The sequence below is a fragment of the Cobetia sp. BL01 genome (genome assembly GCF_056493605.1).
Window position 1 is genome coordinate 123,350 of sequence record NZ_JBVBEE010000008.1, and the last position, 22,836, is coordinate 146,185.

Genomic DNA, 22,836 nt, shown 5'->3' on the forward strand with positions numbered 1-22,836 from the left:
CTGCCGCTCGCCTGCCCACATGCGGTAGGGAGACTGCCGTCCTTCTCACTGGTCAGACCACGCTCTCTACCCTAGCGAGCTCCCTTGTCGGTAGCGACACCCGATGACATGAACTAGACGAATGTCTGGTCAGACCACTGTGGCTTCGCATGGACAAGGCGCAGCCCTCACTGCCAGATTGGAGACACACCCACGCGTCGTGATCTGCACACCCGACACGCCGCATGCATCACCGGCGCAATGGACACCCGACACGGCATCGCGAGTACCGGACTCTCCTGGAGGCATGGCATGAATATCCTGTATGACCCGACGCTGGATGGCCCTCTCCCCCAGCACGACAAGTCCCGGGTACTGGCGCACCTCACCACGCTGCTGCCCGACCTCACCCTGCTGCATCGCGAAGAGGATCTGCATCCCTTCGAATGTGATGGACTGGCGGCCTATCGCGTCATGCCGATGCTGGTCGCGCTGCCCGAGCGTGTCGAACAGGTCGCCGCCCTGCTGCGCGAATGCCACTCGCTGGGGGTTCCGGTGGTCACGCGCGGTGCTGGCACTGGCCTTTCCGGCGGCGCCTTACCGCTGGAACAAGGCGTGCTGCTGGTGATGTCGCGCATGGCGCGCATTCTCGAGATCGACCCCGATGCGCGAACCGCGCGCCTGCAACCCGGGGTGCGCAACCTGGCCATTTCAGAAGCTGCCGCCCCATACGGGCTCTACTATGCGCCGGACCCCTCCTCGCAGATCGCCTGCTCCATCGGCGGCAACGTGGCCGAGAATGCCGGCGGTGTGCACTGTCTCAAGTACGGCCTCACCGTGCACAACCTGCTCAAGCTCGAGGTGCTGACCATCGAGGGCGAGGCGATGACGATCGGCGCCGACAGCCTCGACTCCCCCGGACTGGACCTGCTGGCGCTGATGACAGGCTCCGAAGGCATGCTGGGCGTGGTCACGGAAGTCACGGTGCGTCTGCTGCCCCGCCCCGAGACGGCCAAGGTGCTGATGGCAAGCTTCGCCGATATCGACAAGGCCGGCCGTGCGGTGGGCGACATCATCGCCTGCGGCATCATCCCCGGCGGGCTCGAGATGATGGACAATCTCGCCATCCGCGCCGCTGAAGATTTCATCCACGCGGGCTATCCGGTGGAGGCCGCGGCCATCCTGCTCTGCGAGCTGGATGGTACCGAGGCCGATGTCGTTGATGATTGCGCACGGGTTCGCGAGGTGCTGGAACGCGCCGGTGCCACCGAGATCCGGCTCGCCCGTGATGAGGCCGAGCGCGCGCGCTTCTGGGCCGGACGCAAGAATGCCTTCCCTGCCGTGGGTCGCATGTCGCCCGATTATTACTGCATGGATGGCACCATCCCGCGCCGCGAACTGCCCGCCGTGCTCAACGGTATCGCCGAACTCTCGCGCCAATCGGGGCTCGCGGTGGCCAATGTCTTCCATGCCGGTGACGGCAACATGCACCCGCTGATCCTGTTCGATGCCAACAAGCCCGGGGAGCTTGAGCTGGCCGAGGAGGTCGGCGGCAGGATTCTGGAACTGTGCGTGGCCGCCGGCGGCAGCATCACCGGCGAACATGGCGTGGGCCGCGAGAAGATCAACCAGATGTGCGCGCAGTTCAATCACGAGGAGATCAGCGTCTTCCATGCCGTGAAGGCCGCCTTCGACCCCACCGGGCTGCTCAATCCCGGCAAGAACATCCCGACGCTGGCGCGCTGTGCCGAATTCGGTGCCATGCATGTGCATCACAACCAGCTGCCGCATCCGGAGCTTCCGCGCTTCTAGACAGCTGCCGCATTTCTGGACAGCTTCCGCGTTTCTGGACAGCTTGCGCGCGTCTGGACGGTTTTTCTCGGTTCTGGACAGCTCGCACATTTGCCGCCACCAGACCTTCTGCCACCTGATTTTCGCCACTTCATCGCCACTTCATAGCCACTTCATCGCCACTTCATAGAGATATGCCATGCCAGAGCCAGATGATTCGCTCCAGGATCAGGTGCCAAGCCATGCCGAGCGCGCCACACCTGCCGCCAGCCAGCACAGGCAGGAACACGATGCCAGTGAGGCACTTTGCGAGCAGGTCCGCGCCGCCCATGAGGCGAGACGCCCGCTGCGCATCGCCGGCAGTGGCAGCAAGGCCTTTCTCGGCCGTGAAGTGGCTGCCGAGGAAGTACTCGACATGCGCACGCACCACGGCATCACCCACTATGACCCCGTGGAGCTGATGGTCTCGGTACGTGCCGGCACACCACTGGCGACGCTGGAGGCCGTGCTCGCCGAACAAGGCCAGCATCTGAGCTGCGAGCCGCCTCACTTCGGCCCCGCAGCGACCGTCGGCGGCACTCTCGCCTCTGGACTCAGCGGCCCACGCCGCCCCTGGAGCGGCAGCCTGCGCGACCTGGTGCTGGGCACGCGCATCATCAGTGCTGATGGCAAGGCGCTGCGCTTCGGCGGCGAAGTGATGAAGAACGTGGCGGGCTACGACCTCTCGCGCCTGATGTGCGGTGCCCAGGGCACGCTGGGCGTGATCAGCGAAGTCTCGCTCAAGGTGATGCCGCGCCCGGTGGCGAGCGAATCGCTGTGCCTGGAGCTCAGTCTCGCCGAGGCGCTGACTCGCCTGGATGCCTGGGGGCGCACGCCGCTGCCGGTCACGGCGACCAGCTGGCATGACGGTCGCCTCACCCTGCGCCTGGAAGGGGGCGAGCGTTCGGTCCAGGCCGGGCGCGAGCAATTGGGCGGCGAGGTGTTGATGCCTGACCAGGCATCGGCGCAATGGACCGAGTTGCGTGAGCACCGCCTGCCCTTCTTCACCGCGCGCGCGCCACATCAGGCCCTGTGGCGACTGTCCTTGCCGCTGGCACTGGATCACGTCGAATGGCAAGCCGCCGTCAGCGAGCTGCTGGGTCATCTTGAGGACGCCGACCTGCTGTGTGACTGGGCGGGCGCCCAGCGCTGGCTTTACAGCGACGCCCCCGCTGACAGGGTTCGCTCGCTGGCCAGCCGGCTGGGTGGCCATGCCATCTGCTACACCCCAGGAGCCGTCGCTGCCGAGGACAGTCCACTGATGCCACTGGCCGCCATCAATGCCCGCTATCACCTCCAGCTCAAGCAGCAGCTGGATCCTCACGGCATCCTCAATCCCGGTCGTCTATATGCCGAGATGTGATTCACTTCATGACGGGAGACGCACCTGAATGCAGACCCACTTCAGTGACGCCGCACTTGCCAGGCCGCACATCCAGCGAGCCGACAAGGTTCTGCGCAGCTGTGTGCATTGCGGCTTCTGCAATGCCACCTGCCCGACCTATCAGCTGCTGGGCGATGAGCGCGATGGACCGCGTGGACGCATCTATCTGATCAAGCAGCTGCTGGAAAGCGATCCCGAAAGTCCCGACGAGGCAGTTCGCGAGCAGGCAACGCAGATCACCCGCGAGACACAGCAGCATCTGGATCGCTGCCTGAGCTGTCGCAGCTGCGAGACCACCTGCCCGTCAGGCGTGCAATATCACACCTTGCTGGATATCGGCCGTCAGGAACTGGAACGGCGCGTCGGACGCCCCTGGCGTGAGCGCCTGCTGCGCACCGGGCTACGCCATGCGCTGGTCGAGCCTGCTCGCTTCAAGGCCTTGCTGGCACTCGGGGTGCGCTTCCGCCCGCTTGCGCCGGGCGCGCTGGCCGACAAGATCCCGCTGGCCCGCGAGCGCGACCGTCACGCTGAGCACCCGGCCGGCCCCGTCACCGCGACGCCTTCTGATCAGGCGCTTTCGCGCCAGGTGCTGATGCTGGAGGGCTGCGTGCAACCGGGTCTGGCTCCCAACATCAACGCCGCCACCGCCCGCGTGCTGGCGCGCTTCGGCATCGGCGTCACGCCGATCCGCGAGGCCGGCTGCTGCGGCGCCATCGACTATCATCTCAACGCCCAGCAGGCAGGGCGCGCGCGCATGCGTGCCAACATCGATGCCTGGTGGCCGGCCATCGAGGCGGGAGCGGAGGCGATCGTGCAGACCGCCAGTGGCTGCGGCGCCTTCGTCAAGGAATATGGCGAGATGCTGGCCGATGACCCGGACTATGCTGAGCGCGCCGCGCGCGTCAGTGCCCTGGCGCGTGACATCGTCGAGGTGCTCGGTGAGGAGATCGCCCGCGATGACCGACCGACACTTTCCGCCGCCTCCCCCGACCCGCAGCCGCTGGCCTTCCACTGCCCGTGCACCCTGCAACATGCCCAGGGTCTGGGCGGTGAAGTGGAGAAGATATTGCGCGCGCTGGGCTTCACCCTGACCCCGGTCGCCGAGGGGCATCTGTGCTGCGGTTCCGCCGGCACCTACTCGATCACGCAACCGGAGTTGTCACGCCAGCTGCGAGACCGCAAGCTTGAGGCGCTGGAGGCCAACGGGCCTGCGCGCATCGCCACTGCCAACATCGGCTGTCAGACGCATCTCTCGAGCGCCGGACGCACGCCGGTAAGTCACTGGATCGAACTGGTGGATGACGCCCTGCCCGAGACGCTGCCGCAGGTATGACGATTCACCGTTACTGTTACTCTTGCTGTCACTTTCACTCACTCGCACCACTTGCCAAGGAAGCCCGATGATCACTCGCCACGTACTGACCCTCGCTGACGTCAATCAGATGCTGGACGCCGCCCAGAAGGAAGCCGAGACCAACGGCTGGGCCGTTTCCATCGCCGTTGCCGACGATGGCGGCCACCCGCTGGGCCTGCGTCGCCTGGACGACACGCCGGCGATGACCGGCTACTTCGCACAGCAAAAGGCCAAGAGCGCTGCCTTGGGGCGCCGCGAGACGCAACTGTTCGAGGACTCCATCAACGGCGGACGCACCGCCTTCCTGTCAGCGCCGGAGCTGGAAGGCATGCTGGGCGGCGGCGTGCCGGTGATGGTCGAGGGCCAGATCGCCGGCAGCATCGGCGTGTCCGGCGTCAAGCCGGAGCAGGATGCCCAGATCGCCAAGGCCGGGGTCGCCGCACTGGGTCTCTGAGACCCCGCCAGCCTGGTCAAGAGGCCTCATCGGTCTGAATTAAAGGCGATTAAAAAGACCGCCGCGCCCATCAGGGCACGGCGGTCTTTTTGCATACGCCACTCTTGCGTCTGTGCCTTTCGGTCACGCACTGCGAGGTGGCATGGCGGCTTCCACCGCCGCCATGAAGGCGCGCAGCTTGCCCGACTGCGGCAGGCGCTGGGGATAGAGCATGTAGATGCTGTTGGGCTCGCCCTCCTCGTGCGCCAGCAGACGTACCAGACGCCCCTCGGCCAGCTCACGATCCACCAGGTAATGAGCGACCCGGATGATGCCGGCGTGATCCAGCGCCTGCTGCTTGAGCAGACGATGATCATTGATCGCCAGTCCGCCAGCGGGGCTTATCTCACCACTGGCCAGCGGCCAGCCGGATTGCCCGGCCCAGCGGTGGCAACGGTGGTCGGCAAGTGCTGCGGCCGTGTGAGGGGTGCCCTGCGCCGCAAGGTACTCGGGCGAGGCACAGCAACAGTGGACGTAATCCAGCAGGCGCCGCGCGATCAGGTTGTCCGGTGGCGTGCGCGTGGCGCGAAACGCCACGTCAAACGGTTCGCGCGTCAGATCATGACTCTCGTAACTGACGTCCAGGCGCAGCTCGACCGCCGGGTGGCGGGTCTGGAAGTCATTGCAGACCCCGATCAGATAGCGCTCGGCAAACAGCACCGGCGCCGTGATGCGCAATACGCCGCTGAACCCCTGTCGTGGGTGATCCCTCCCATGCTCGAGGTCGTGCTCGAGGTCACGCTCCAGTGCCAGCAGCTCGCTGCGCACGCCTTGCATGCGCTGGCGGATACGCTCGCCCTCCTCGGTCAGGCGCACCGCCCGCGTGGTGCGAATCAGCAAGGGCGCCCCGATATCGTGCTCAAGCCGCCGCACCTGCTCGGAGAGATGGGCGCGCGAGATGCCCAGCACCCTGGCCGCCTGCGTGAAGCTGAGCGATTCCGCCACCTGAGCGAACAACATCAGGCGCTCTACCTGCTTGTGATGCTGCATCCAGCCTGCTCCTCATGCCAGCTACCCGGGATTGGAGGGATCGAGCCTGCCACAGTATTGTGTGCTATGGCGAACAATCTATTCGTTCGCATGTACTTATCAGACCGACAGACGCGACCTAGACTGAAGGCGTCATCCGAGGTCATTTCCTCCCTGAGACATCCCCGCCTTCACTCGCGAAAGGACTCCGCCATGCGCTATACCCCGGCTGAAGATCGCTACGAACGCATGCAATACCAGCGCTGCGGCAAGAGCGGCCTCAAACTGCCCCGCCTGTCACTGGGGCTTTGGCACAACTTCGGCAACAACGCCCATGAAGACAATGCGCGCGCCATCTGCCACACCGCCTTCGATCTGGGCATCACCCACTTTGATCTGGCCAACAACTACGGGCCGCCCCCGGGCAGCGCCGAGGAAATGTTCGGCCGCATGCTCAAGCGCGACTTCGCCGGCTATCGCGATGAGATGGTGATCTCCACCAAGGCGGGCTATCACATGTGGCCTGGCCCCTACGGCGAATGGGGCAGCCGCAAGTACCTGCTCTCGAGTCTGGATCAGAGCCTCAAGCGCATGGATCTCGATTACGTCGACATCTTCTACTCGCATCGTTTCGACCCCGACACGCCGCTGGAAGAGACGATGGGGGCGCTGGACAGCGCCGTGCGTTCCGGCAAGGCGCTCTATGCGGGCATCTCCTCCTACAATGCCCAGCGCACCCGCGAAGCGTCCGCCATCCTGCGCGAGCTGGGCACGCCGTGCATCATCCATCAGCCCAGCTACTCGATGATCAATCGCTGGATCGAGGAAGACGGCCTGCTCGACACCCTCGATGACGAGGGCATCGGCTCCATCGTGTTCTCGCCGCTGGCCCAGGGCGTGCTGACCGACAAGTATCTGGGCGGCGTGCCACAGGACAGCCGCCTGGCACGTGGCGGGGCGATCAAGGAAGACCACCTCACCGAGGACAACCTGGAGCGGGTGCGCGCCCTCAATGCCATCGCCGAGCGGCGTGGCCAGTCGCTGGCGCAGATGGCGCTCGCCTGGGCACTGCGCGGCAACCGCGTCACCACCGCACTGATCGGCGCCAGCCGTCCGCAGCAGGTCAGTGATTGCGTCAAGGCGCTGGATCACCTCGACTTCACCCAGGCGGAGCTTGATGAGATCGACCGCTACGCCGTCGATGGCGGCGTCAATCTATGGGCGCGCTCGTCCAATGCCTAAGCTCGTGCATAAGCTCGCATCCAAGTTCTCGCTCAAGCACGCAATCTAGAGCCTGATAGCGTACGAGAGCCTGATAGCGTACGTATGAGCTAAGACTGATGCAGTGAAGTGCCTGAAACACATCGCCCCCGCCGAGTGAGTCTCGACGGGGGCGATGTTGTCTGGCTTGAAGCGCTGATGGCAGGAATTCAGCCGCCGGTGGGAATGCCGTGCTCGCTGGCGAGCAGCGCGCGGTAATCGGCGTAGCCCTTGCGGTAGGCGGCCACTCCTTCGGCCTGGGGCTGGGCGAGTGTCGCGTGATCCAGCGCGACCAGCCGCTCGCAGAGTTGCTCAAGCGTCTCGCCGTGGCGGCCCTGTCCATCTGCGCCTGACTGGCCCAGACACCAGCCCGCCTGAATCGCGGCGCCCAGGGCGGCGGCCTCGGTCACCTGCGGGCAGACCACCTCGAGGTCGAGAATGTCCGCCAGCATCTGACGCCACAGCGGGCTCTTGGCACCTCCCCCCACCAGCCGAATCTGGCGCGCCGCACTGCCCAGCGGCCCCATGCACTCAAGCGCGTAGCGCAGGCCGTAGCTTGCGCCTTCCATGGTCGCGCGGCACAGGTTGGCCGGGGTGGTGTTGCGGCTGTCCAGCCCATGGAAACTGGCCTGGGCACGCGGCAGCATCGGCACGCGCTCGCCATTGAAGAACGGCAGGATCTGCACGCCCTCGGCCCCGGGAGGCGCGCTTGCCACCTGCGCGGAGAAGGTATCGATGTCGAAGCCGAACATCTCGCGCACCCGCGTGGTGGCAGAGGTGACATTCATGGTGCACACCAGTGGCAACCAGCCGCCATCGCTGGCGCTGAAGGCAGCCACCTGAGGGTCACAGCCCTCGGGATACTGAGCTGACCACGCGCATACCGTGCCGGAGGTGCCCATGCTCAGCGTGACGCGCCCCGGCGCGATGTTGCCGGTGCCGATGGCACTCATCATGTTGTCGCCGCCACCACTGGAGACGATGACGTCGTCACGTAGCCCGAAGCGCGCGGCGATCTCGGGCCGGATATGCCCGGCGGGCTCATGGGATTCGATGAGTCTGGGCAACACGCGCTGCGCGTCCAGTTCCGGGGCGATCTGCGCGAAGACATCCTGATGCCAGCAGCGGCGCCGGGTATCGAAATAGCCGGTGCCCGAGGCGTCGCCGTATTCGGCGACATGCTCCCCGGTCAGCCAGAAATTGAGATAGTCATGCGGCAGCAGGATGCTGGCGATGCGCTGATAGCGCTCGGGATGCTGCTCACGCAGCCAGGCGAGCTTGGAGGCGGTGTAACCGGTCTGCAGCACCAATCCCAATGCCTCCAGACAGCCCGCCTCTCCTCCCAGCGCCTCGACCAACGCGGCGTTATGCTCGCGGGTCTCGGTATCACACCACAGCTTGGCCGGATAAAGGGGCACGCCCGCCTCATCCAGCACCACCATGCCATGCTGCTGACCGGACACGCCGATCGCCTCGATGCGCCGCGGGTCCAGCCGCGAGGTGGTCAGTGCCTCATCGAAGGCACCTTCCAGCGCGGCGACCCAGTCGAGCGGGTCCTGCTCACGGCGCCCGTTGGCCCCTTCCTGCAGCGCATGACTGCGCTGGCCCTGGGCCACGATCCGCCCGGAGTCCGGGTCGAGAATCACCACCTTGGTGCTCTGGGTTCCACAGTCAACGCCGACCCACATGCGGCTCTCCTTGCCATCCATCATTCAGCTGTCATCCGCATCGGGGCCGATGGGGTCGTTCGCCAGACGCCAGCGCCAGTCGGCGTTGAGCGAGTCCTGCTTGATCAGATGCGCATTGAGCATGTCCTTGTGATGGGTACGCTCATGGGCACCCCGCGCATCCTGGCCCATCTCGCGCCAGCGATGCAGCAGGCGCGGCACCAGGACCTCATCCTCGATGTCCAGGAAGATGCGGATATCGAACAATTCCAGCAATGCATCCCAGGGCGCGTGGCGCAGCAGCAGATAGTTGCCCTCGACCAGCACGATGCGATGACGGGGTTCGACCACGCGGCCTCCGGCACGCGCCAGATCCAGCGGGCGGTCGAACACCGGCACGGCCACCGGGCCATCATCGGCGCGCACCCTGACGAGGTCGTGATAGAGCCCGCGCGCATCGAAGGTCTCCGGAGCGCCCTTGACGTAGAGCAGCCCCAGAGGGGCCAGCACGGCGTTGTCGTAGTGATAGCCATCCATCGGCACCACCACGGCGATGCCGGGTTCCAGCGCGTTGAGGGTCTCGCACAGGGATTCCGACAGCGTCGACTTGCCCGCCGCCGGCGGACCGGCGAGGGCCACGATGGTACGTGTGCGCTGACTGGAGGCATGTTCCGCCAGCACACGGCTGGCCATGTCGTCCAGTGAGGGCGACATGTGGGCCAGGCGAGAATCGGGTAAAGATGTCACGTGACTACCTCATTCATGGATGCACACCGCTTGCAGCAGGACGGAAGGTGTCTTTCATCCTTAGCTCATCCAATTGCCACCGTCGACATTGAGTGTCTGGGCGACGACGAAATCGCTGTCTTCACAGGCCAGGAATACCGCGGCGCCGGCGTGGTCATCCGGCAGTCCCATGCGCCCATAGGGCACGGCCTCCCCGACCAACCGCTTCTTCTCTCCCAGCGGGCGCTGTTCGTGATGGGCAAACAGCGCATCGACCTGATCCCACATCGGCGTATCCACCACGCCCGGCGCGATGCCATTGACATTGATGCCATGGCGGATGAGATCAAGTCCGCAGGACTGGGTGAGACTGATCACCGCCGCCTTGGAGGCGCAATAGGCGCTGACCAGCGCCTCACCCCGCCGCCCTGCCTGCGAGGCCATGTTGATGATCTTGCCGCCCTGCCCGCGCTCGACCATCGTCCTGGCCACCGCCTGCAGGGTGAAGAACAGCCCTTCGACATTGACCGCCAGCTGGTGGCGCAACATGCCTTCGCTGACCTCAAGCACCGGCGCCATGGCGAAGACGGCCGCATTGTTGACCAGAATGTCGATCGGGCCCAGCTGGGCCTGCACGCACTCCAGCATGCTCTGACGCGAGACGCTGGAGGTCACGTCCAGCGTCACCGCCAGCACCCGCGCCTGCGGCCCGGCCTGTGCACGCAGTCGCTTCGCGGCACGCTCGGCCGCCTCGCCATTGATGTCTGCCAATGCCACATAGGCACCTTCCGCGACATACCGGGTGGCGATGGCCAGACCGATGCCTCCCGCACCGCCCGTGACCACGGCCACCTTGCCCTTGAGCCTTGCACTGCGGGACACCGGCGACGTCACGGAGTCACTGTCAGCGCGTCCAGAAGCCATGTGCATGTGTCACCCCCTGACGGTGCTCATGTGGCGCTCAGGTCGCTGGCCTGTCCAGCATGCAGCTGGCGAATCAGACCGTTGACCTCTTCCATGGTCGCACAGCTCTGCCAGGCACCCGCCTCCTGCTGACGCTGCGCATGCCCCGGCGGAATATGTCCGGCACCGGTAAAGCCGATCACGCGCAGACCGGCCGCGACCGCCGCGCTGACACCGGCCAGGCTGTCCTCGACCACCACGCATTCCTCGACATCACGCCCCAGCTGACGCAGTGCCAACTGATAGACATCCGGCGCAGGTTTCGGGCGTGCGACCTGCTCGGCCGTGAACAGCGGCACCTTTCCCAACCAGCGATCCAGACCCGTGGCGGCCAGCGAGGCACGCACTCGTCGCTCGGCGCTGTTGGAGACGATCGCCACCGCCAGACCCCGGGTCATCAGCTCGCCCAGCAGTTCCGCCATACCCTGGATGGGCGCAAGCTCACTGGCCAGACGCGACTCGATGGCGTGATCGATGCGCTCCATCGCCTGCGGCGGCAGCGTGTGTGCGCTCATGGCCTCCAGATGCCCCAGAATGGCATCAGTGGTCATGCCCAGCGCCGCACGCAGCTCCGCCTCGGTATCCAGGTCCGGCAGCCATTCCCCCAGCTGACGTGACAGCACCTCCTCCGCCAATATCTCGCTGTCCACCAGCACGCCATCACAATCGAAGATCACCTGCTGCAAGGGTGTACTCATGTCGGCCTCCTCCTCGGGCTTCCCGTTCATGCGCGGGCTGCCTGTGCGGCACCGGCACTGGACAGTGAATTGTCCTGACGCGTCAGGCTGGTCAGCGGGTGACGGTTGAGATTCTGCAATGCCAGACCCGCGGCGGTGAACAGGTGCGCACGCTCGGTCTCGAAGCCGTAGCGGATGCGGTCTCCCACACGGCTGTCGACGTCGCCATCCGCCATCAGAATCCAGCCGCTGTCGGACTGCTCGTCAGACTTGAGGCCGCCGATCGGCGCATCGCCGGAGCCGTCCGGGGTCGCCAGATAGAGCGACGTCACCCCGCCCAGACGCTCGATGACCTGAATCTGACCCGTGAACGGGCCATTCTCGTCGAGCACCAGATGCTCCGGCCGCACGCCCAGGGTCAGAGTATCGCCGACACACACCGAGGCACCGTCTTCCGTCTGACTCACGACCGGAATCAGGTGCTCACTGCCATCCGGCAGACGCACCGTGACCCCTTCGACCGCCACGGAGGTGACGGTGAGGTCGAGGAAGTTCATCTTCGGTGAGCCGATGAAACCGGCCACGAAGCGATTGCGCGGGTGATGGTAGAGCTCCATCGGCGAGCCGACCTGCTCGACCACACCGCCCTGCAGCACGACGATCTTGTCAGCCATGGTCATGGCCTCGACCTGGTCGTGGGTCACGTAGATCATGGTCGCCTTGAGCTCGGCATGCAGGCGCGCCAGTTCGATGCGCATCTGCACGCGCAGCGCGGCGTCCAGGTTGGAGAGCGGCTCATCGAACAGGAAGATGCTCGGGTTGCGCACGATGGCACGCCCGATGGCGACACGCTGACGCTGACCACCGGACAGTGCCTTGGGCTTGCGATCCAGCAGCGGACCCAGTTGCAGCACCTCGGCGGCCGCATTGACCTTCTCGGCACGCTCTTCCTTGGAGACGCCGGCGAGCTTGAGGCTGAAGCCCATGTTCTCGCCCACCGTCATGTGCGGGTAGAGCGCATAGCTCTGGAAGACCATCGCCAGGCCGCGCTCGGCCGGGCCGACATCGTTCATGCGATTGCCATCGATCAGGATGTCACCGGACGTCGCGTTCTCGAGACCGGCGATCATGCGCATCAGCGTGGACTTGCCGCAGCCGGACGGGCCGACGAAGACCACGAATTCCTGGTCCTTCACTTCCAGATCGACCCCCTTGATGACCTGGGTCGTCGTGGCGCTGGCGCCACTGCCGGAGGTGAATTCCTTGACGATGTTCTTGAGCGTGAGTGTGGACATGGGAGGTTTCCTTATCCGCACCTGCCCTCAGGCAGGTGATGGCAAATTTGGGTGGCATGGCATCGAGGCGACATGCGTATGGCGCGCCGTTACTTGACGGCACCGAAGGTCAGGCCGCGAACCATCTGCTTCTGGGTCATCCAGCCGAAGATCAGGATCGGCGCGATGGCGAGCGTGGAAGCCGCGGAGAGCTTGGCCCAGAACAACCCTTCAGGACTGGAGAAGGAGGCGATGTAGGCGGTCAGCGGTGCGGCGTTGGAGGTGGTCAGGTTCAGGCTCCAGAACGCCTCGTTCCAGCTCAGGATCACGCACAGCAGGCCGGTGGAGGCGATGCCCGGCAGGGTCAGCGGCAGCAGCAGGTGGAAGATCTCCTGCAGCGTGCTGGCGCCGTCCATGCGTCCGGCCTCCAGGATGTCCTTGGGAATGTCCTTGAAGAAGGTGTAGAGCATCCAGACCACGATCGGCAGGTTCATCAGCATGTAGATGATGATCAGGCCGGTGCGGCTATCCAGCAGCCCCAGATCGCGGAAGATCAGGTAGACCGGCAGCAGCACGCCCACGGACGGCAGCATCTTGGTGGAGAGCATCCACAGCAGCGTGCCCTGGGTGCGCTTGGTGGGCAGGAAGGCCATCGAGTAGGCGGACGGAATCGCGATCAGCAGCGCCAGCAGCGTGGCACCCAGCGAGATCACCACGCTGTTGAGGGCATACTTGAAGTAGTCCGCACGCGCCTGGATCTCGATATAGCCCTCGATGCTGGGCGTGAAGAACAGGCTCGGCGGCGTGGCGATCGCCTCGGCCTCGGTCTTGAAGCTGGTGAGGATCATCCAGAAGATCGGGAAGAACATCACCAGCGCGATGGTCCAGGCCACCAGGGTCAGGACAAGTTTCTTGTTGATCACGCTGCGGCGCGCACGACTGGCGCTCACTGCTGCGCTGGCGGCGGCCACGGAATTGGAAGTTGAAGTCGACATCATTGAGTCTCCCTGTGCTGAGCGCTTGTCATCAGTTCTCGAGATTCTTGGCGACGGTACGCACCAGGAAGAAGGCCACGATATTGGCCAGGATGATGGCGATCACGCCACCGGCGGAGGCACCCCCTACATCGAAGTCCAGCAGGGCGCGGATGTAGATCAGGTACGCCAGGTTGGTTGAGGCCAGCCCCGGACCACCGGAGGTGGTGACGAAGATCTCGGCGAAGATGGTCAGCAGGAAGATCATCTCGATCATCACCACCACGCTGATGGCACGCTTCAAGTGCGGCAAGGTGATGTAGAAGAAGATCGCCACCGGCCCTGCCCCGTCCATGCGTGCCGCCTCGACCTGGTCGTCATCCAGTGACTGGATGGCGGTCAGCAGGATCAACACCGCGAACGGCAGCCACTGCCAGGTGACGATGATCACGATGGAGGTCAGCGGCAGGCTGGCGAACCAGTCGATGGCCGGCAGACCGAACAGCCCGGCGACCCAGGCCAGAATGCCGTTGACCGGGTGCATCATCATGTTCTTCCACACCAGCGCACTCACGGTGGGCATGATGAAGAACGGCGCGATCACGAACAGACGCGCGACGCCACGCCCGAAGAATTCCTGCTGCAGCAATACCGCCAGCAGCGTGCCGCCGACCACGGTGGCCACCAGCACCCAGCCCACCAACAGCAGGGTATTGCCCATGGCCGTCCACAGGGACGGGTCGGTCAGCAGATAGTAATAGTTGTCGACGCCGGCAAAACCAGACACCGACGGCATCATCAGGTTGTAACGCTGGAAGGAGAACCACAGGGTCATGACCAGTGGTACCAGCATCCACATCAACAACAGGCTTACGGCTGGGGCTTGCAGCGACAGGGTTCGCAATCCCCCGACGGTGCGTCCGGATGCTCTCGTGCGCATGGTGAGTCCTTCGATACGGTGAGGAAGTCCGGCAATGCGGTGGGCTTCAGGCCGAGGCTCGCCGTGCCACGCCGCGAGGGCGTTGCAGGAGTCTCGAGAGGAAGAGGTTGCCGCGGGTGCCGGACGGGCTCCCGCCGTGCTTCGAGTCAATTCGTGTTGAGGCTCAAGGCAAGGCGGGAGGCCGTTGGAACATTCAGGTCAGATCAGACCAGATCCTTTGAGATCACAGCCGTTGAGATCAGATCAATAGCCCGACTGGCGCATGGTGCGCTCGGTGGAACGCTGGGCGGAGGACAGTGCCTGCTCGACCGACATCTGGCCCGCCAGCGCCGCGGCGATCATCTGACCCACCTGGGTACCGATGGACTGGAATTCCGGGATGGTCACCATCTGCACGCCGACATACGGCACCGGCTCAAGCGTCGGATCGGTCGGGTCAGCACTGGTGATGGCGTCCATCACGAAGCCGGCGAAGGGGGCGGCGTCCTTGTAGGACTGATTCTCGTAGGTGGAGACACGGGTGCCCGGCGGAATGCTGGCCCAGCCTTCACGCTCGCCGACCAGATTCACGTATTCCTGGGATGTGGCCCAGGTGATGAAGGTCTGGGCGGCATCCTTGGACTTGGAAGACTCAGGAATGGCCAGTGCCCAGGACCACAGCCAATGCGAGCCCTTCTCCGTCTTGGCGATCGGCGCCGGCGCGAAGCCCAGCTTGTCAGCCACGGAAGATTCCTTCGGGTTGTAGAGCTTGCCGGCTGCGGAGGTGGCATCGACCCACATGCCGCACTTGCCGCTGGAGAACAGCGCCAGGTTCTCGTTGAAGCCGTTGGAGGTCGCCCCCGGCGGGCCGTACTTGCCCATCATGTCGACGTAGAAGTTGATGGCCTCGCTCCAGGCCGGCGAGTCCAGCTGCGGCTCCCACTCCTCATTGAACCAGCGGCCACCGAAGCTGTTGACCATCGTGCCCAGCACCGCCATGTTCTCGCCCCAGCCCGGCTTGCCACGCAGGCAGATACCGTAGACGCCTTCATCCGCGGAGTTGAGCTTGGCGGCCCAGTCGTTGACCTGTGTCCAGGTCGGCTGCTCCGGCATCTCGATACCGGCCTTCTCGAAGAGGTCCTTGCGGTAGTAGAGCATGGAGCTCTCGCCATAGAACGGCAGCGCGTAGAGGCCCTGGTTCTCGCCTTCGGTCAGGCTCAGACCATCACGCACCGGCTTGATCAGGTCATCGACCTGATAGTCGTCCGGCAGATTGTCGAGCTTGGTCAGCCAGCCGTGCTTGGCCCAGATAGGCACTTCATAGGTACCGATGGTCATGACATCGAACTGGCCACCCTGGGTCGCGACATCGGTGGTCAGGCGCTGACGCAACACGTTCTCTTCCAGCACCACCCAGTCGAGAGTGATATCCGGATGCGCCTTCTCGAATTCGCTGGTCAGGCTCTGCATGACCACCATGTCGGCGTTGTTGACGGTCGCCACGGTGATGGTCTCGGCACTCACCTGTGCGCTGAGCGGCGCAATGGCGGCGACGCTGGCGAGCGTGAGCAGATGACGGCGGGGCTTGGTGATGTGAGGTAGGCGCATGAGGGCACTCCATCGGGCGTTATTGGCATTGTTCTTTTCGAGGGTAGCGGCACCTGAGGCACCGATACCTTCCCATCTACCGGTCTGGTGCTCGAATGTCCTGGCGAGACATCTCGGCACAAATACGTTCGATCAAAACGTCATTCAGTGAACAAATGATCGGATCAGACCTTTGAAAAAGCAAACTCTGAAGCGCTATACCTTGGGCTATACCACCTTGGGATCTGATCCTTTGGGTGTAGACCGATAGCCGGCATGACCTCTGAGCTTGCGACCCGATCAGCCTATACAGATATTAGCGTTAAACGAAACAACGCAGCCCTTGATCGAGGCGGAAATCCGCCGCCATTGAGTCGAACAATCCTGCCGGAATGTCTGACAAGAGATGGCAGGTTTCGCAGCAAAAGCCGTGGGCCCGACGAAGGAAGGAGAGAAAGAAAGAGAAAAGAAGGTGAGAAATAAGAGGGAGGAAAAGAACAGACATGGCGGCGCGATGTTGTGTGCATATCCCAGGCATCGCGACAGCAAGACAACGCCAGACACTGTCCCCGCCCTGCTCCCGATGACTCGCTCGGCGCCTTGTATGGCGTCTATTCACGAGAGCCTGTCATCGGGAGCCTGTCGTCGAGCGCAAGCCGTCAGCAGAAGGCCACCAGAATGCCCCATCACACTGAAGCCATTCGAAGACAGCCGTCTCCTGCTCAGTCCTTGAGTGCCGCGCAGACCCGCTGGGCGGCCACCTCATCGATGATCAGCCCCTGCAGCCAGCCACCGCGCAATGCACTCAGAATGGCCGGCACCTTGTCGTGCCCGCCCGCCAGCCCGATCAGCGGCTGTGCCTTGAGCGAGGTCAGCGGCACGCTGGTGATGCGCTGCGCCAGCGGGCAATCGATCAGCTGTCCATTCATGTCCAGCGGCCAGCCCATCAACTCGCCCACGGCACCGACTTCCATCAACTCATCGCGCTCGGCGGCGCTGATGAACTGATCCTGGAACAAGGTCGCCTGGGCATCGAGTCGCCCGATGCCGATCATGCCCACATCGGCCTCGCAGGCGACGCTGAACACCGCCTTGACCAGACTCTGACTGAGCAGTGACTCCTTCTCCTCGACACTGGCCGCCACCACCGGTGCAGGCAGCAGAAAGCGGTCCGCGCCGATCTTGTCCGCCAGCAGCATCACGCCGTCATAGCGGTTCGAGGAGCCATTCAGAGCGACATTGCCAACCAGCGACACGATACGGTGCTGGGGCCGCTCACTGCGGCTCAGGGCTTCCACCGCCGCACGCACCGCGCGTCCGGTACTCAACGAGATGGTCTGTGGCTGCTGTCGACCGAGATAGAACGACAGGCGCTCGGCACCGGCCACCGCGAGATACTCCGCAATGCTTTCCGGCGACTGGGTGTCCGAGGGCACCACATCGCAGAAGCTCAGACCGAATCGCTCCACCAGCGCATCCGACAGCGCCATGCTGCTGGCCACGGGGTGATCGATGGAGATCTTGACCAGGCGTTCCTGACGCGCCAGCGACAGCAGGCGCTGTATTCCCGGGCGAGAGACCCCAAGCTGGGTGGCAATCTCATCCTGGGTTCGCCCTCCCACATAGGACAACCATGCGGCACGCGCAGCCTGCTCCAGTCTCAGCTCAAACTTGTCCATGCGCTTTCTTCCACACTGTCTATTGAGTCCAACACTTTCCACGCCGCTGCCGCCGAGCACAAGAGTCACGGACCAACACGGTCACGAAACGGCGACGCCCCGCCGGTGAAGGCGAGGCGTCGAAGGGGTGTTTTCTCGAGCAGATGGCATCACGTCACTGACATCGGGGTCGTTGCCTCACGGGCTACATGAACCAGCGTGCGCCGTACCCCCACAGCAGCACGGTCACCGCCAGCAGTCCTTCCAGCACCAGCACCCCGATCCCGAGCGTGGAGCCGGTGACCAGAAAGCCTTCCTTGTTGGAGATGTCCAGCAGTGGCGGGATGCCCAGATACAGCAGATAGGCGCTGTAACACAGGCCGATGGTACCGGCGAGAATGCACAGCCAGATGATGGGATACAACGCCACCAGGCCTGCCAGGAACATCGGCGTGGCCACATAGCCTGCGAAGATGATGCAGCGACGACGACTGGGATGACCCGAGAAGCGCTGCGACAGCAGGTGTATGACGGTGCCCATGAAGGCGATCGCCGTCAGGATGGCGATGTAGAAGGCGATACCGGCATAGAAGGCATCGAGGGGTTCCAGCAGGATGGCGTGGCCTTCCGTCAGGCTCCAGCCGACCTGGGTGGTACCGATGTAAGCGCAGATGACAGGCACCAGCGCCATGAGCAGCACATGATGTGCGTAGAGGTGGGTGATGGATTCGTGTTCCTTGCGGATGGTCTGCCATTCCCGTTGCGGATGTGCCATCAAGCCCCATACGTGGGTCAGCATGTGGTCTACCTCCCGTTGACAGTCGTCGACAATCCGGTCATGCGGTCCCGGCGCGGAATTCGTGTCAGGGCAGTTGCACGGCCTTGTTCTGAGCGTAGACCACATTGCGTCAACTGGCAGTTCAACGCCCGTTGCGCCGCCCTGAACCCTGCGTTGGTGCAGGGGGAAGGAGAGCGGCGGCTTGCGTTGACCGAAACACCAACGGCAAGGGAGGCGCGAATGAGAGATACTGGATGTCTCAGACACAACGGATGGATGACGACACATGCCAACTGGACAGCGCTCAAGCATGAAGAGAGTGCTCGGAGTGATCCTTGCCCTGGGTCTGGCGCCAATGGGCGCGGACGCCCGGGCTGACTCGGTCGAGCTGACCATGAGCCGGGAGTATGGCCCCCAGACCATGATGGGGCAGCGTGCCCAGGCATTCGTCGAGAAGGTGGCCTCGCTCAGCGAGGGAGAACTGGTGATCCATTTTGGTGAAGGCCCGCTGACTCGCCTGCGGTCAGTGAATCATCTTGAAGCCATCAACGCCGATATCATTCAACTGGCGGACTCCCACAGCGGCGCCCTCGCCACCAGCATGCCGCTGTTCAGCATCAGCTCACTGCCCGCGCTGGTCGACAATCCGCGCCAGGCCCGAGAGCTCTATCGCCTGGCTCGCCCGAGTTACGAGGCACTGCTGGCGCGCCATGATCAGATTCTGCTCTACGCCCTGCCCTGGCCTCCCAGCGGACTCTGGTCGCGCAAGCCGATCGCCGAGCGCCAGGACCTCCAGGGGCTGACCGTGCGTGCCTATGACCGCAATACCCAGCGCGTGCTGCTGAACCTCGGCGCCATCGCCAGCGTGCTGAGCTGGGAGCCGATGCAACAGCAACTGGCCGAAGGCCGCATCGAGGCCGTGATGACCTCGGCATTGGGCGGTCTGACAGCCGAGCTCAATCGCACGCTGGATCACTACACCGCCCTGCAATACGCCATGCCGCTCAATATCGTGCACATGAGCCAGGCGAGGTTCGAGGCCCTCGACGCCCCCCAGCGCGAGGCGCTGCTCACCGCCGCGGCAGAGATTGAAGATACCAGCTGGGACGCCATCGCCGGCATCCTGGAAGAGACGCACGCCCAGCTTGAACACGCGGGCGTGACTGTCCGCAATCCCCTCACGCCTGATCTCAAGCAGTCACTTTCCCGCGCCAGCATCAGCGTGATCGAAAGCTGGCGCAGCAAGGTAGGCCCGAAGGAAAACGAATTGCTGGATCACTATCTTGACGTGCGCTCCACGCTCTAGCGCCGCCACGCTCTCCAGTCCGCCCAGGTGTCTCGCGACACCCGGGCATGAAGCGCGAGCCATTCGGTCTGGCGGATCAGCCCCGAGCCGAGGGCCGAGGGAGCGCCCTCAAGTGTCCCGATGCCGGACACCCGGAATGACAACAACGAGAAAGGCCCCCTCCATGACGCCATCCTCTCCTCTGCGCCGATTCCGTTCGCTCATGGCGCTCACCGCGCTGTTGACGACCCCCCTTGCCCAGGCCCAGACGACGCTCAGCATGAGCAGCGACTACGAGCCCGATACCCTGATGGGCCAACGCGCGGCAGAATTCAGCCAGGAAGTCACCAGGCAGTCCGATGGTGATCTTGCCCTGACGCTGCGCTCGGACATTCGCTCGGCCAGTCACCTGCAGGCCACTTCCGCCGGCGTCATCGACATTGCCGCGACGCTGAGCGGTGCCCTCGCCGAGGAGATTCCCTTCTTCGGCATCTCGTCGTTGCCGGCCATCGCCTACAACCTCAAGGAAGCGAACCGTCTCTATCAGCTCGCCAAGCCCCGCTATCGCGAGCTGCTCGAGGACCACCACCAGATACTGCTGTTCGCGCTGCCATGGCCCCCAAGCGGCCTGTGGAGCACTCGGCCCATCGCCGATGGTGATGACCTCAAGGACATGCCGATTCGCACCTATGACCGCAACACACAGCGCATCCTGCTCAATCTGGGGGCCGACCCGCGAGTCATGAGCTGGGGGGAACTCAAGCCCCTGCTCGAAGCTGGCAGCATCCACGGCGCCCTCACCTCCGCCATGGGGGGTGTCAGCGCCGAGCTCTACCGGTACATGCCCAATTTCACGACGCTCAACTACGCCATGCCGCTCAATATCGTTCACATGAATCGTGACAGCTTCGATCGTCTCGACAAGCGCCAGCAGACGGCACTGCTCGCTGCCGCGAAGGCAACGGAAGAAAACGCCTGGGCATCTGCTGAAGCCGTGCTCGCCGAGGCCTATACCACCTTGCAAGCCAATGGCGCACGCCTGATCACCCCTGCACCGCCGGCACTCCACCGTGACCTGGAAGCCGCCAGCCAGCATGTCTTCGATAGCTGGAAGCAGAAGGTGTCACGCCAGGACGGCAACCTGCTCGAAGAGTATCTGGAATCACGCCCTGAACGCTGAGCCTTAAAGCACTGATGATCGACAGGCTCCAGACACGACAACGGCACCCTCGGGTGCCGTTGTCGTCTTCGTGCGCTTCATGTCTTGTGCAATGGCAGCCAAGGCTCGGCTCACCGATGCGACGCCGCCAGCCCCGCGCCGGCCACGACGAACAGACTGCCCGTGGTGCGATTGAACAGCCGCACGCGCCGGTGGCTATCAAACCAGCGACTGATGCTGGAACCCGCATGGGCGTAGGTGCTCATCGTCAGCAGGTCCACCACCAGCCAGGTCAGCGCCAGCACCACGAACTGGGGCAGCTGCGGCTGGGCCATGTCGATGAAGTTGGGGAACAGCGCGCCGAAGAACAGCAGGTCCTTCGGGTTGCTGATCCCGATACCGAAGCCCTTGCGGCACAGTTGCCAACGCGTGGCTCTGGCGCGGGTCTGGCCCTCATCCCCCACGGCGTCGAACACCACCGGCTGGGATGGCGCCCGCCAGGCCTGAATGCCCAGATAGATGAGATAGAGCGCCCCGACGATCTTCAGCACTAGAAACCCCGTCTCCGACGCCGCCAAGGCCGCGCCGAGGCCCAGCGACGACAAGGCCATCAACACCAGTGACGCCGCCGCTCCGCCCGCCACCGTCGCGAACGAGCGGCGTCGACCGTGGCGCAGGCCATGATCCATGCACAGCAACGCAAACGGTCCGGGAAAGGTGATCAGGGCGGTGATGACGCTGACATATGCCAACCAGACGGTGAGTTCCACTGGATTTCCTTGTCGTTCAACGAATGACGAACTGCTGAAAGGTGACCTGCCAATATCGCGGCTCGCCGCCGCGTCAGCAACACTTTTCGCTTCGATCGGCTCGGCAAGACAGTCACGCGGCACTTCATCGAGCAGGCTGCTGCTGTAACCCCTTCTGCGGGAACTGCCAAGCATTGACAACCAGACTCCATCAAACTTCACTCATACAAGGAGACTCCCAAGCTCTCTTTACAAGGGCTCTGTTCACAAGAGCTCTGATCACTGTGACCCAGAATCAGGACGAATCTGGCGACACTTAACTACCAGGGAAGGATCATGAGTGACTGCGTATTTTGTCAGATCGTTACCGGCCAGAGTCAAAGCCATATTGTGGCCGAAGATGAGCACTTCCTGGCCTTCCTCTCTATCTTCCCCTCTACCCTGGGCAACACGGTCGTCATTCCCAAACGCCATCTGGGCAGCTGCGTGTATGAACAGGATGACGAGGTGATTCTCGGCCTGATGCGTTTCACGCGTGGCGTGGCGCGCAAGCTCGATGCCTACTTCGGGACAGCACGTACCGCCATCATCTTCGAAGGTTATGGCGTCAACCACCTGCACGCCAAACTCATCCCATTACATGGCACCCAGCCAGGCGAATGGCAGGCCAGACACTCGAAGATGAAGTACTACATGACCGAATACGACGGCTATGTCGTCAGCGCGGATGGCCCGCGTGAGGATGATGCGCAACTAGCGGCACTGGCGGAAGAGATACGTTATAAGAGAAACTCATAAATATTTTTCCTAGGCATCGATATGACCAACATACACTAAAAAGAAGATTGCGTTAAAGTTAACTTCGACAACATTTTGACTAATCCAGATAGCGTAGAAACATTTAAGCCACTACTAGACATCAAACTATATGCAAAATGAAAAAACTGTGCTTAAACCATATATAAGGAAGACAATCTCATGGAACGATTTTTTCAGTCGATCGAAAGAGCTATAGTATGTCATGATTGGTATGGGGCTCTCTCGACTGCCTTAACTATTCCAGACATCGCAGGTAAATTTGAAAACCCTCAACTTAAAGTTGGTCAACGATATAAACAGTGGTACAGAGAGTGGCTCCAAGAAACCTATAC

The 22,836-nt window shown here is 63.4% G+C and carries 20 protein-coding genes; 8 read left to right on the forward strand and 12 right to left on the reverse strand.

Annotation, left to right across the window (positions count from 1 at the left end; genetic code table 11):
• The first annotated feature begins 291 nt into the window (after window positions 1-291).
• The 4 genes from glcD to ACZYGA_RS14050 all read left to right on the forward strand — a co-directional run bounded on the left by glcD (window position 292) and on the right by ACZYGA_RS14050 (window position 5,001).
• The gene (gene glcD / locus ACZYGA_RS14035; protein WP_279854956.1) at window positions 292-1,791 is read left to right on the forward strand and encodes a glycolate oxidase subunit GlcD; all 1,500 of its coding nucleotides are present in this window, start codon (window positions 292-294) and stop codon (window positions 1,789-1,791) included.
• Between the two features lie 178 nt (window positions 1,792-1,969).
• Entirely contained in the window at window positions 1,970-3,172 is a 1,203-nt protein-coding gene (glcE, locus tag ACZYGA_RS14040) for a glycolate oxidase subunit GlcE (protein ID WP_479399435.1), read from the forward strand.
• A gap of 28 nt (window positions 3,173-3,200) precedes the next feature.
• Window positions 3,201-4,526 (forward strand): glycolate oxidase subunit GlcF, encoded by a 1,326-nt coding sequence (gene glcF / locus ACZYGA_RS14045; RefSeq protein ID WP_479399437.1) that lies wholly within the window; start codon window positions 3,201-3,203, stop codon window positions 4,524-4,526.
• 67 nt (window positions 4,527-4,593) lie between these two features.
• Complete coding sequence (locus tag ACZYGA_RS14050) at window positions 4,594-5,001, forward strand: GlcG/HbpS family heme-binding protein (protein ID WP_077372671.1); 408 nt, start codon at window positions 4,594-4,596, stop codon at window positions 4,999-5,001.
• Between the two features lie 123 nt (window positions 5,002-5,124).
• On the opposite strand, the gene ACZYGA_RS14055 is transcribed toward ACZYGA_RS14050, so the two are convergent.
• A complete protein-coding gene (locus tag ACZYGA_RS14055; RefSeq protein ID WP_054556770.1) occupies window positions 5,125-6,030 on the reverse strand; it encodes a LysR family transcriptional regulator in 906 nt (301 codons plus the stop codon).
• A 192-nt stretch (window positions 6,031-6,222) separates the two neighbouring features.
• On the opposite strand from ACZYGA_RS14055, the gene mgrA reads away from it, so the two are divergent.
• On the forward strand, window positions 6,223-7,251 hold the full coding sequence (gene mgrA / locus ACZYGA_RS14060; RefSeq protein WP_479399439.1) for an L-glyceraldehyde 3-phosphate reductase: 1,029 nt from the start codon (window positions 6,223-6,225) through the stop codon (window positions 7,249-7,251).
• Window positions 7,252-7,439: 188 nt separating this feature from the next.
• Here mgrA and xylB read toward each other — a convergent pair whose 3' ends face one another.
• From xylB to ACZYGA_RS14110, 10 genes are all read right to left on the reverse strand, one after another.
• Window positions 7,440-8,957: a xylulokinase gene (gene xylB / locus ACZYGA_RS14065; RefSeq protein WP_479399441.1), complete on the reverse strand. Its 1,518-nt coding sequence runs from the start codon at window positions 8,955-8,957 to the stop codon at window positions 7,440-7,442.
• A gap of 24 nt (window positions 8,958-8,981) precedes the next feature.
• A complete protein-coding gene (locus tag ACZYGA_RS14070; RefSeq protein ID WP_307722823.1) occupies window positions 8,982-9,683 on the reverse strand; it encodes a nucleoside/nucleotide kinase family protein in 702 nt (233 codons plus the stop codon).
• Between the two features lie 60 nt (window positions 9,684-9,743).
• On the reverse strand, window positions 9,744-10,586 hold the full coding sequence (locus tag ACZYGA_RS14075; protein WP_141392384.1) for an L-iditol 2-dehydrogenase: 843 nt from the start codon (window positions 10,584-10,586) through the stop codon (window positions 9,744-9,746).
• Window positions 10,587-10,612: 26 nt separating this feature from the next.
• Window positions 10,613-11,323, reverse strand: coding sequence for an HAD family hydrolase (locus ACZYGA_RS14080; RefSeq protein WP_240499560.1), 711 nt, complete (start codon window positions 11,321-11,323; stop codon window positions 10,613-10,615).
• A gap of 26 nt (window positions 11,324-11,349) precedes the next feature.
• Entirely contained in the window at window positions 11,350-12,597 is a 1,248-nt protein-coding gene (locus ACZYGA_RS14085) for an ABC transporter ATP-binding protein (RefSeq protein ID WP_077372662.1), read from the reverse strand.
• Between the two features lie 89 nt (window positions 12,598-12,686).
• A complete protein-coding gene (locus ACZYGA_RS14090; protein ID WP_077373218.1) occupies window positions 12,687-13,571 on the reverse strand; it encodes a carbohydrate ABC transporter permease in 885 nt (294 codons plus the stop codon).
• 31 nt (window positions 13,572-13,602) lie between these two features.
• Complete coding sequence (locus tag ACZYGA_RS14095; RefSeq protein WP_043334545.1) at window positions 13,603-14,490, reverse strand: carbohydrate ABC transporter permease; 888 nt, start codon at window positions 14,488-14,490, stop codon at window positions 13,603-13,605.
• A gap of 243 nt (window positions 14,491-14,733) precedes the next feature.
• Complete coding sequence (locus tag ACZYGA_RS14100; protein WP_077372660.1) at window positions 14,734-16,077, reverse strand: ABC transporter substrate-binding protein; 1,344 nt, start codon at window positions 16,075-16,077, stop codon at window positions 14,734-14,736.
• A gap of 701 nt (window positions 16,078-16,778) precedes the next feature.
• Window positions 16,779-17,735: a sugar-binding transcriptional regulator gene (locus ACZYGA_RS14105; protein ID WP_077372656.1), complete on the reverse strand. Its 957-nt coding sequence runs from the start codon at window positions 17,733-17,735 to the stop codon at window positions 16,779-16,781.
• A 184-nt stretch (window positions 17,736-17,919) separates the two neighbouring features.
• A complete protein-coding gene (locus ACZYGA_RS14110; protein WP_077372653.1) occupies window positions 17,920-18,513 on the reverse strand; it encodes a Yip1 family protein in 594 nt (197 codons plus the stop codon).
• Between the two features lie 289 nt (window positions 18,514-18,802).
• Between ACZYGA_RS14110 and dctP the strand changes: the two genes are divergently transcribed.
• Window positions 18,803-19,798, forward strand: a complete 996-nt coding sequence (gene dctP, locus ACZYGA_RS14115) for a TRAP transporter substrate-binding protein DctP (protein ID WP_176493029.1) — start codon at window positions 18,803-18,805, stop codon at window positions 19,796-19,798.
• A 163-nt stretch (window positions 19,799-19,961) separates the two neighbouring features.
• Window positions 19,962-20,957, forward strand: a complete 996-nt coding sequence (locus ACZYGA_RS14120; protein ID WP_170877354.1) for a TRAP transporter substrate-binding protein — start codon at window positions 19,962-19,964, stop codon at window positions 20,955-20,957.
• 110 nt (window positions 20,958-21,067) lie between these two features.
• On the opposite strand, the gene ACZYGA_RS14125 is transcribed toward ACZYGA_RS14120, so the two are convergent.
• Window positions 21,068-21,706 carry a LysE family translocator gene (locus ACZYGA_RS14125; RefSeq protein WP_191236754.1) on the reverse strand — a complete coding sequence of 213 codons (639 nt, stop codon included), beginning with the start codon at window positions 21,704-21,706 and terminating at the stop codon, window positions 21,068-21,070.
• A gap of 315 nt (window positions 21,707-22,021) precedes the next feature.
• On the opposite strand from ACZYGA_RS14125, the gene ACZYGA_RS14130 reads away from it, so the two are divergent.
• Complete coding sequence (locus ACZYGA_RS14130) at window positions 22,022-22,483, forward strand: HIT family protein (RefSeq protein WP_479399443.1); 462 nt, start codon at window positions 22,022-22,024, stop codon at window positions 22,481-22,483.
• The last annotated feature ends 353 nt before the right edge of the window (window positions 22,484-22,836 follow it).